Source organism: Kordia sp. (genome assembly GCF_965224175.1).
Taxonomy (GTDB): domain Bacteria; phylum Bacteroidota; class Bacteroidia; order Flavobacteriales; family Flavobacteriaceae; genus Kordia.
The window spans coordinates 4734911-4746478 of record NZ_OZ245041.1 but is presented as its reverse complement, the minus strand read 5'-3'; the positions used below and the strand labels follow the sequence as shown (position 1 = coordinate 4746478).

The window sequence follows — 11568 nt, the reverse complement described above, 5'->3', positions numbered from 1 at the left end:
AATCATGAAACTTTATTTTACAGATATGCAAGTTTAATAGTAGAGGTAGTAATAGGAAAAGAAGTTATTCTATATAACTCCTTTTTTTCACTATTATAAATGTACCCAACTAGATTAATCTTGTGATTTATCAGGATTTGGTTGTTTTCAGTTTTGTTTGTTTTGCCTTTATTTCCGTCACAACTATACACTATGGGTATAATTGCTGATACAGAAGCATTTGGAGGCAAAGTGAATGTAGCTCTTCCGTTACCTATATAATTGAAGGTTATCTTTTTTTCTTTATTATCCTTGACTTTTACTTCGCTATTGGATTTAGGGAAGTTGACAATATTTCCAGCTTGAAGTTCGATTTCAGCACTTATTGGATAGCTGTTTCTATTTTTTATATTAATCGAAAGTACATCCGTAAATTTTTCACAAACTGTAAACTGGTTTGTAATTTTTGTATTTACAGTGATGTATTCTTGTATATCTTTTGCGATGTATACATACACTGGAAGTTTTCGCATGTATCTTTCCCAACGCTTATGGGCTTCGTGTTTTTTATCTCTACTTGTTTCTATTGCTTTTTGCTCCATAGGATAGAGCTCCTGATTTTCATAGACGTGACGTCTTAACTTAGCAATACCTGTAAGATGTGGCACTATTTTAGAAAAAGAGATAATTCCGTCAGCTGTAGTTTCGTCTAGCTTTAGGTTCTGAACATCATATACTGTCTTTTCTTGAGCGCTCGCAGTTTGGGTTTGCAACACACACATACCTAATAAAAAGAAGAAAGAAATCTTCTTTAGATTATATATAAAAAGACATGACCTGTATGAAGCATAAGGCTTCAACAGCGCATAAGTAATGTTGTTCATTCGAGTATTTTAAGGCAGTTAAGAAAAAAACTGGGAATTATTTTCTTAACAATTTTTAACAAATGTAATGACTGATATATGTATGTACGTAGTGATTCACGTAAAAGGATTTGATTTTTCGTTGAAATGCAAACTTTTTTCGTTCAAATGTTTAGGCCTTTATTTTGAGGTAAATACAGTTTTTTTTGTTAAAAAAACTGCAAATTCTTTATCAAAAACCTTTGTTGTTAAGTTTATGATAGTAATTGATTTAAAAGTGATATTTTTGACACCTATTTTAAATATTTCAAATGAGCATACAAGTAGAAATTGATAAGCGAAGGACTTTTGGTATTATTTCGCATCCTGATGCCGGAAAAACAACACTTACTGAAAAGTTATTACTTTTTGGAGGTGCTATTCAAGAAGCTGGAGCTGTAAAAAATAATAAAATTAAAAAAGGCGCTACGAGTGACTTTATGGAGATTGAACGTCAGAGAGGGATTTCTGTAGCAACATCAGTATTAGCCTTCATTTATAAAGACAAGAAAATCAACATTTTAGACACACCTGGCCATAAGGATTTTGCAGAAGATACTTTCCGTACTTTGAGTGCTGTAGACAGCGTTATTGTTGTAATTGATGTGGCTAAAGGGGTTGAGGAACAAACAGAAAAATTGGTTGAAGTTTGTCGTATGCGAAAGATTCCAATTATTGTTTTTATTAATAAATTGGATAGAGAAGGAAAAGATGCTTTTGATTTATTGGATGAAGTTGAACAAAAATTAGGCTTGCGCGTAACTCCTTTGAGTTTTCCTATTGGTATGGGTTATGACTTTAAAGGAATTTATAATGTTTGGGAGAAAAATATTAATTTATTTACTGGAGAAAACAAACAAACCATCTCAGAAGCAATTCATTTTGAAGATGTTAACAATCCTGAATTAGAAAATTATATTGGAGAAAGTTCTGCCGAGACATTACGAGATGAGCTTGAATTGGTATATGAAGTATATCCAAAATTTAACAGAGAGGCGTATTTAAATAGTGAATTACAACCTGTATTTTTTGGGTCTGCATTAAATAATTTTGGTGTACGAGAATTGCTCGATTGTTTTGTAGAAATTGCTCCAACTCCACTGCCAAAAATGTCAGATGTACGCTTAGTAGAACCTGCTGAAGATAAATTTTCTGGTTTTGTTTTTAAGATTCATGCAAATATGGATCCTAAACACAGAGATAGACTTGCTTTTATAAAGATTGTATCGGGAGTTTTTAAACGAAATACTCCATATTTACATGTTCGATTAGATAAAAAATTAAAATTTTCGAGTCCAAACGCATTTTTTGCTGAGAAAAAGCAGATTGTAGATGAATCTTTCCCTGGTGACATTGTTGGTTTACATGATACTGGAAATTTCAAAATTGGTGATACACTAACCGCTGGAGAAAAGCTAAATTATAAAGGAGTTCCGAGTTTTTCACCTGAACATTTTAGATATATCAACAATGCTGATCCTATGAAATCCAAGCAGTTATACAAAGGAATTAATCAGTTAATGGATGAAGGAGTTGCCCAATTATTTACACTCGATTTGAACGGGCGAAAAGTAATTGGAACCGTTGGAGCGCTTCAATATGAAGTAATTCAATACAGATTGGAACATGAATACGGAGCAAAATGTTCGTATGAAAACCTAAATGTTCACAAAGCATGTTGGGTAGAAGTTGACAACGAAAAAGATCAAGAATTTTTAGATTTTAAACGTGTAAAACAAAAGTTTTTAGCTCGTGATAAAGAGAATAAATTGGTATTCTTAGCTGATTCATCTTTTTCATTACAGATGACACAACAGAAATATCCGAGTATTAAATTCCACTTCACAAGTGAATTTTAATTAAAGAATTTAAAGATTGAATAATTCTTTGATTTACACACAAAAATCATTTTAAAGACTTTTAACAAGACTATACACTAAAGACATCAATTATATTGATGTCTTTTTTTTATGCTTTAAAAGTAATATATAGAAGCTATTTTTACTTGAATAATAATAAAAATTTATTATTTAACAATCTTTAATAGATTTTAAAAATGATAGTGAAAAATAAAAAACCTCAATTCGAAAATTGAGGTTTTTTATTTTTATGCTTCTCCAGTTGGCCCGAAGTTCATCGGAATTGGAGCTTGTTCAAATTCTTTAATTTGTCCATGAGCTTTTTCAAAGCGATGTATATTTTCACCTAATGCTTTCATTAATCGTTTTGCATGTTGCGGCGTTAATATGATTCTAGATTTCACTTTTGCCTTTGGTTTCCCTGGCATAATATTTACAAAATCTACTACAAATTCAGTTACTGAATGGTTGATGATTGCTAAGTTAGAATAAATTCCTTCCGCAATGGTTTCATCCAATTCAATATTGATTTGTTTTTCGTTTGCTTTGTCGTTCATGTATTAAAAGTTTATTTCATGCTTAGCAGCCATGATTTCATTGTATTCTTCTTTCGAACCTACAATAATATCATCATACTTACGCATTCCTGTTCCTGCTGGTATTTTATGTCCAACAATTACATTTTCTTTTAATCCTTCTAGTGCGTCCACTTTACCACTTACAGCAGCTTCGTTCAGTACTTTTGTTGTTTCCTGGAATGATGCCGCAGAGATAAACGATTTCGTCTGTAATGAAGCTCTTGTAATACCTTGTAAGATTGGTGTTGCCGTTGCCGACACTACGTCTCTTGCAGATACTAATTGCTTATCAGCTCTTCTTAATACAGAGTTTTCATCTCTCAATTCTCTTGGAGAAACAATTTGCCCTGGCTTAAAGCTTTCTGACTCACCTGCATCTTCTACTACTTTTTGACCGTAAAGATTGTCATTTTCTCTGATGAAATCTGACTTGTGTATTAATTGGTTTTCTAAGAAGATAGTATCTCCAGGATCTCCAATTCTTACTTTACGCATCATTTGACGAACAATTACCTCAAAGTGCTTATCATTAATCTTTACACCTTGTAAACGATATACTTCTTGTACTTCATTTACTAAGTATTGCTGTACTGCAGAAGGTCCTTTGATATTTAGAATATCGTTTGGCGTAATAGAACCGTCTGAAAGTGGCATTCCTGCTCTTACATAATCATTTTCTTGTACTAGGATTTGATTAGAAAGTTTTACTAGATACTTTCTTACGTCTCCAAATTTAGACTCAACAATGATTTCACGATTACCTCTTTTGATTTTACCAAAAGAAACTACACCATCAATCTCAGACACAACTGCTGGATTTGAAGGGTTACGTGCTTCAAATAATTCTGTTACACGTGGTAAACCTCCTGTAATATCTCCAGACTTAGCTGATTTACGAGGTATTTTTACTAAAATTTTACCAACTTTAATCTTTTCATTATCATCTACCATTAAGTGAGAACCTACTGGTAAGTTGTATGAACGTTGTACTTCTCCTTTACTACTTAAAATTTGAAGTGTTGGAATTAATTTTTTATTTCTTGATTCAGAAATTACTTTTTCTTGGAATCCTGTTTGCTCATCAATCTCTACTTGAAAAGTAACACCTTGTTCGATGTTTTCGTATTGAATTTTTCCAGCAAATTCAGAGATAATTACACCATTATATGGATCCCATTGACAGATAGCTTGATCCTCTTTGATTGTATCTCCGTTTTTCACAAAGATTGTAGAACCATAAGGAATGTTATTTGTACTTAACGTAATTCCAGTATTTTTATCAATAATCTTAATTTCAGATGTACGAGAAATTACAATATCACCAATTTTTCCTTCTGCAACTTCACCTTGAACTGTTTTCAATTCTTCGATTTCAGCAACTCCGGCAAATTTAGCTTTTAATTGATTTTCTTCAGAAATATTACTCGCTGTTCCTCCCATGTGGAATGTACGAAGCGTTAACTGCGTACCTGGCTCACCAATTGACTGTGCAGCAACAACTCCAACAGCTTCACCGATTTGAACCATTTTGTTCGTAGAAAGGTTACGACCATAACATTTAGCACAAATTCCTTTTGGAGCTTCACATGTTAACGGCGAACGTACTTCAACCGATTCTACTGGTGAATCCTCAATTGCTTGTGCAATTTCTTCAGATATTTCTTGTCCTGCAGCTACTAAAACTTCTTCCGTTAACGGATTGTATACATCATGTAGAGAAACTCTACCTAAGATACGTTCTTTAAGTTTTTCAACTACATCTTCATTTTTCTTTAATGCTTTTACTTCAACTCCTCTTAATGTTTCACAATCGTGAATATTAACAATCACATCTTGAGATACATCTACTAAACGACGTGTTAAGTATCCTGCATCGGCAGTTTTTAATGCGGTATCGGCAAGACCTTTACGCGCACCGTGAGTAGAGATAAAGTATTCTAAGATCGATAATCCTTCTTTAAAGTTAGAAAGAATCGGGTTTTCAATAATTTCTCCTCCACCTGCTGTAGATTTCTTAGGCTTCGCCATTAACCCACGCATACCAGTTAACTGACGAATTTGCTCTTTCGAACCACGCGCTCCAGAGTCAAGCATCATATACACAGAGTTAAATCCTTGTTGATCTTCACTAATGTGCTTCATAGACAACTTCGTCAAATCTGCATTTGTTGTTGTCCATTTATCAATAACCTGATTGTAACGTTCGTTGTTGGTAATTAATCCCATGTTATAACTCATGGTAATTTTATCAACTTCTGAATTTGCTTTATCAATTAACGCTTGCTTTTCCTTTGGAATGATAATATCTCCTAAACTGAATGACAATCCACCTCTGAAGGCAAATCCGTATCCAAGACTTTTGATATCATCTAAGAAAGCTGATGTTGTTGGAATGTCAGTCACTTTTAAGATTCCTCCAATGATATTACGTAATGATTTTTTTGTCAATACTTCATTGATAAATCCTGCTTGTGGTGGTACTTTTTGGTTGAAAAGCACACGTCCAACTGTTGTATCTATAATTTGTGGAACTAATTCTCCTTCAGCATTAAAGTCATTTGCTCTAATCTTGATAGAAGCATTTAATTCTACTTTTTTCTCGTTGTAAGCCATTACTACTTCTTCCGCAGAGTAGAATGTTAAACCTTCTCCAACGATTTTCTTTTCTGGAGTAGATTTACGCAACTTCGTCATATAGTATAAACCTAATACCATATCCTGAGAAGGTACTGTAATTGGCGAACCATTTGCAGGATTCAGAATGTTTTGAGAAGCTAACATTAATAATTGTGCTTCTAAAATTGCTTCTGGTCCTAATGGTAAATGTACCGCCATCTGATCACCATCAAAATCGGCGTTAAAGGCTGTACACGCTAACGGGTGTAACTGAATCGCTTTACCTTCAATAAGTTTTGGCTGGAATGCCTGAATACCTAAACGGTGAAGCGTAGGAGCACGGTTTAGTAATACTGGATGACCTTTAATTACGTTATCCAAGATATCCCAAACTACTGGCTCTTTTTTGTCTATAATTTTCTTTGCAGATTTTACAGTTTTTACAATACCTCTTTCAATTAATTTACGAATTACAAAAGGCTTGTACAATTCTGCTGCCATGTTTTTAGGCAATCCACATTCGTATAATTTTAATTCTGGACCAACAACAATTACCGAACGAGCAGAATAATCCACACGTTTTCCAAGTAAGTTTTGACGGAAACGTCCTTGCTTACCTTTTAAGGAATCAGATAATGATTTTAATGGCCTGTTAGAATCTGTTTTTACTGCAGATGATTTACGCGTATTATCGAATAATGAATCTACAGATTCTTGAAGCATACGCTTCTCGTTACGTAAGATTACTTCAGGAGCTTTGATCTCCATTAATCTTTTTAAACGATTGTTTCTGATAATTACTCTACGGTATAAATCATTTAAATCAGACGTTGCAAAACGACCTCCATCTAATGGTACTAACGGACGTAATTCTGGCGGAATTACAGGAACAACTTTCATGATCATCCACTCTGGGCGGTTTTCACGATTTTTGTTCGCATCACGTAAAGACTCAACAACTTGTAAACGCTTTAACGCTTCCGTTTTACGTTGCTTAGATGTTTCGTTATTTGCTTTGTGACGTAAGTCGAATGATAACTGATCTAAATCAATTCTTGATAATAATTCAATTAAACATTCAGCTCCCATTTTAGCGATAAACTTATTTGGGTCTGTATCGTCTAAGTATAGGTTTTCTTGCGGGAGAGATTCTAAAATATTTAGGTATTCTTCTTCTGTTAAGAAATCCATTTTTTGAACTGGCTCACCAGCTTCATTTTTAGCATCACCTGGCTGAATTACTACATAACGCTCGTAGTAAATGATCATATCTAATTTCTTAGATGGTAATCCTAAAAGGTATCCTATTTTGTTTGGTAAAGAACGGAAATACCAGATATGTGCTACTGGCACTACCAAGTTGATATGACCAACTCTATCTCTACGCACTTTCTTTTCTGTTACTTCAACACCACATCTATCACAAACGATTCCTTTGTAACGAATTCTCTTGTATTTACCACAAGCACATTCGTAATCCTTTACAGGTCCAAAGATACGTTCACAGAATAATCCGTCACGCTCTGGTTTGTGTGTACGATAGTTAATTGTTTCAGGTTTTAGCACTTCACCTTTTGATGCTGCTAAAATAGACTCCGGAGAGGCTAACCCTATTGAGATTTTATTAAATCTCTTTACAGTATTCTTATCTTTATTTCTTGCCATACTAATGGTTGATAATGAATTATGTGTAATTGTAGCCGTGCAACAAAAAGTTACACGGCATTTTTATTTATTCCTCTAATCTAATGTCTAATCCAAGACCTTTCAATTCATGCATTAATACATTGAATGATTCAGGTAATCCTGGTTCTGGCATTGGTTCACCTTTTACGATAGCTTCGTAAGTTTTAGCTCTACCAATTACATCATCAGATTTCACAGTCAGTATTTCTCTAAGTGTACTAGATGCACCGTATGCTTCTAATGCCCAAACTTCCATTTCTCCAAAACGCTGACCTCCAAATTGTGCTTTACCACCTAATGGTTGCTGCGTAATTAATGAGTATGGTCCAATTGAACGTGCGTGCATTTTATCATCTACCATGTGACCAAGTTTCAGCATGTAAATAATACCTACTGTTGCTGGCTGATCAAAACGTTCTCCTGTTCCACCATCATAAAGATATGTATGTCCGAATCTTGGAACTCCTGCTTCATCAGTAATTTCATTAATCTGATCTAGAGAAGCACCGTCAAAGATTGGCGTTGCATATTTTTTATCTAGTTTTTCTCCTGCCCATCCTAATACCGTTTCATAAATCTGACCGATATTCATACGAGAAGGTACACCTAATGGATTTAATACAATATCAACTGGCGTTCCATCTTCTAAGAATGGCATGTCTTCTTGACGAACGATACGTGCAACGATACCTTTGTTACCGTGACGTCCCGCCATCTTATCCCCTACTTTTAGTTTACGTTTCTTAGCGATGTAAACTTTTGCAAGTTTTAAGATTCCTGCTGGTAATTCGTCTCCAACTGAGATTGTAAACTTATCTCTTCTTAATGCTCCTTGAAGATCATTAAGTTTGATTTTATAGTTATGCACTAAATCTGCTACAGCTCTGTTTGTATCATCATCAGTAGTCCAAGTTCCTCCAGTTAAATGCGCATAATCTTCTACTGCGTTTAACATTTTTAAAGTGAACTTTTTCCCTTTTGGCAATACTTCTTCTCCAAGATCATTTTGAACTCCTTGAGAAGTTTTTCCATTTACAATTGTAAATAACTTTTCAATTAGAATTCCTCTTAAATCTTCGAATTTAGTAGCGTATTCAAGTTCTAAAGTTGCGATTTCCTCTTTATCTTTAGCTCTCTTACGTTTGTCTTTGATTGCTCTTGAGAATAATTTCTTATTAATTACAACTCCGTGTAAAGATGGTGACGCTTTTAATGAAGCATCTTTAACATCTCCAGCTTTATCTCCAAAGATTGCACGTAATAATTTTTCTTCTGGTGTAGGATCTGATTCTCCTTTTGGAGTAATTTTACCAATAAGAATGTCGCCAGGTTTTACTTCAGCTCCAATACGAATCATTCCGTTTTCATCTAAATCTTTTGTAGCTTCTTCCGAAACGTTTGGAATGTCATTAGTTAATTCTTCAGCTCCTAGTTTTGTATCTCTTACATCCATTGAATATTCATCAATATGAATAGACGTAAAGATATCTTCACGAACTACTTTTTCAGAGATTACAATTGCATCCTCAAAGTTATATCCTTTCCAAGGCATGAAGGCAACTTTCATATTACGTCCAAGTGCCAATTCTCCTTTTTGAGTTGCATATCCTTCACAAAGTACTTGTCCTTTTTTAACTCTATCACCTCTTCTCACAATTGGTTTTAAGTTAATAGATGTACTTTGGTTCGTTTTGCGGAATTTGATTAAGTTGTATGTTTTGGAGTCTCCATCAAAACTTACTAATCTTTCATCATCCGTACGATCATATTTGATTGTAATTTTGTTTGCATCAACATACTCAGCGTATCCGTCTCCTTCTGCATTTATCAATACTCTTGAATCAGACGCTACTTGACGTTCTAACCCTGTTCCTACGATTGGAGATTGTGGACGCAATAATGGTACTGCCTGACGCATCATGTTTGATCCCATTAATGCACGGTTGGCATCATCATGCTCCAAGAATGGAATTAATGATGCAGAGATTGAAGCGATTTGATTAGGAGCAACATCCGTATACTGAATTTCAGATGGAGTTACTACTGGGAAATCACCTTCTTCACGTGCAATTACTTTTTCAACATTGATTGTACCGTCTTCCGTAAGTGGAATGTTTGCTTGTGCAATTTTCATTCCTTCTTCTTCTTCAGCACTTAAGTATGAGAATTTCTCAATATCTACTTTACCATTTTCTACCTTACGATATGGAGTCTCAAGGAATCCCATAGAGTTTACTTTTGCAAATACTCCAAGAGAAGATATTAATCCAATGTTCGGTCCTTCTGGTGTTTCAATAGGACATAAACGTCCGTAGTGTGTATAGTGAACGTCACGTACCTCAAAACCTGCTCTTTCTCTTGAAAGTCCTCCAGGTCCTAAAGCCGATAAACGACGTTTGTGTGTAATCTCTGCTAATGGATTTGTTTGATCCATGAACTGCGACAACTGGTTCGTTCCGAAGAATGAGTTAATTACAGATGATAAGGTTTTAGCGTTAATCAAATCGATTGGTGTAAATACCTCGTTATCTCTAACGTTCATACGCTCACGGATTGTTCTTGCCATACGCGCAAGTCCAACACCGAATTGTTGTGCTAATTGTTCTCCTACTGTACGAACACGTCTGTTAGATAAGTGATCAATATCATCAATTTCTGCTTTTGAGTTGATTAACTCAATTAAGTATTTGATGATTGTGATAATATCTTCTTTTGTTAAGACTTGCTTATCCATATCGATATTCAATCCTAACTTCTTGTTCATACGGTAACGACCTACTCCACCAAGGTTGTAACGTTGGTCAGAGAAGAATAATTTATCGATAATACCACGTGCTGTTTCCTCATCTGGCGGTTCAGCATTACGAAGTTGACGATAAATATGTTCTACAGCTTCTTTTTCAGAGTTTGTAGGGTCTTTTTGTAATGTATTATGGATAATCGCGTAATCACCAGCTTGGTTTTCTTCTTTATGTAAAAGAATAGTTTTCACACCAGCTTCCACGATTTCTTCTATGTGTTCTTTTTCTAAGATAGTATCACGATCCAACACAATTTCGTTACGCTCGATTGATACTACTTCTCCTGTATCTTCATCTACAAAGTCTTCATGCCATGTATTTAATACACGTGCTGCTAACTTACGACCTAATACTTTTTTAAGTCCGCTTTTAGAAACTTTTACTTCTTCAGCAAGATCAAATATCTCAAGGATATCTTTATCACTTTCAAAACCAATAGCTCTAAATAATGTAGTTACAGGTAATTTTTTCTTTCTATCAATATATGCATACATTACACTATTGATATCTGTTGCAAATTCTATCCAAGAACCTTTAAAAGGAATTACTCTGGCAGAATAAAGCTTAGTTCCATTTGCATGGAAAGATTGTCCAAAAAATACTCCTGGCGAACGGTGTAATTGAGAAACTACTACACGTTCAGCTCCATTGATACAGAACGTTCCGCTTGGAGTCATGTAAGGAATAGTTCCTAAATATACATCTTGTACAATTGTTTCAAAGTCTTCGTGCTCAGGATCTGTACAGTATAGTTTTAAACGTGCTTTTAATGGCACACTATACGTTAATCCTCTTTCAATACATTCTTGAATATTGTATCTCGGTGGGTCGACGAAGTAATCAAGAAATTCTAATACGAATTGATTACGAGTGTCTGTAATTGGAAAGTTTTCTTGGAAGGTATTGTATAATCCTTCTTCGCCACGCTCTTCTGATTTCGTTTCTAATTGAAAGAAATCTTGAAACGATTTAATCTGAATATCTAGAAAATCTGGATAATCAGGTGTGTGTTTTGCCGAGGCGAAATTTAATCTTTCAGTCTGATTTGTGAACATCAATGGACAATATTATGATTAAAATAAAATAAAATAAAACGTGTTAACGCTTATATACACAAAAGGGTTTAGGTCTTAGGGACTACCCCAAA

Annotated in this window: 5 protein-coding genes; 1 reads left to right on the top strand and 4 read right to left on the bottom strand. The window is 34.5% G+C overall.

Features of this window, described 5'->3' with window-relative positions; genetic code table 11:
- Positions 1-17: 17 nt before the first annotated feature.
- Positions 18-863: a hypothetical protein gene (locus tag ACOQOS_RS20685; protein WP_420572376.1), complete on the bottom strand. Its 846-nt coding sequence runs from the start codon at positions 861-863 to the stop codon at positions 18-20.
- A 290-nt stretch (positions 864-1153) separates the two neighbouring features.
- On the opposite strand from ACOQOS_RS20685, the gene ACOQOS_RS20680 reads away from it, so the two are divergent.
- Complete coding sequence (locus ACOQOS_RS20680; RefSeq protein WP_420572375.1) at positions 1154-2740, top strand: peptide chain release factor 3; 1587 nt, start codon at positions 1154-1156, stop codon at positions 2738-2740.
- 248 nt (positions 2741-2988) lie between these two features.
- Here ACOQOS_RS20680 and ACOQOS_RS20675 read toward each other — a convergent pair whose 3' ends face one another.
- The 3 genes from ACOQOS_RS20675 to rpoB form a co-directional block, all read right to left on the bottom strand.
- Positions 2989-3297 carry a DUF3467 domain-containing protein gene (locus ACOQOS_RS20675; RefSeq protein WP_420572374.1) on the bottom strand — a complete coding sequence of 103 codons (309 nt, stop codon included), beginning with the start codon at positions 3295-3297 and terminating at the stop codon, positions 2989-2991.
- 3 nt (positions 3298-3300) lie between these two features.
- Positions 3301-7599: a DNA-directed RNA polymerase subunit beta' gene (rpoC, locus tag ACOQOS_RS20670; RefSeq protein WP_420572373.1), complete on the bottom strand. Its 4299-nt coding sequence runs from the start codon at positions 7597-7599 to the stop codon at positions 3301-3303.
- A 67-nt stretch (positions 7600-7666) separates the two neighbouring features.
- The gene (rpoB, locus tag ACOQOS_RS20665) at positions 7667-11476 is read right to left on the bottom strand and encodes a DNA-directed RNA polymerase subunit beta (RefSeq protein WP_420572372.1); all 3810 of its coding nucleotides are present in this window, start codon (positions 11474-11476) and stop codon (positions 7667-7669) included.
- Positions 11477-11568 lie beyond the last annotated feature (92 nt).

Coding starts and splice junctions, on each gene's coding strand:
- rpoC (WP_420572373.1), bottom strand. CDS start 7,599: ATGGCAAGAAATAAAGATAAGAATACTGTAAAGAGATTTAATAAAATC.
- rpoB (WP_420572372.1), bottom strand. CDS start 11,476: ATGTTCACAAATCAGACTGAAAGATTAAATTTCGCCTCGGCAAAACAC.
- ACOQOS_RS20675 (WP_420572374.1), bottom strand. CDS start 3,297: ATGAACGACAAAGCAAACGAAAAACAAATCAATATTGAATTGGATGAA.
- ACOQOS_RS20685 (WP_420572376.1), bottom strand. CDS start 863: ATGAACAACATTACTTATGCGCTGTTGAAGCCTTATGCTTCATACAGG.
- ACOQOS_RS20680 (WP_420572375.1), top strand. CDS start 1,154: ATGAGCATACAAGTAGAAATTGATAAGCGAAGGACTTTTGGTATTATT.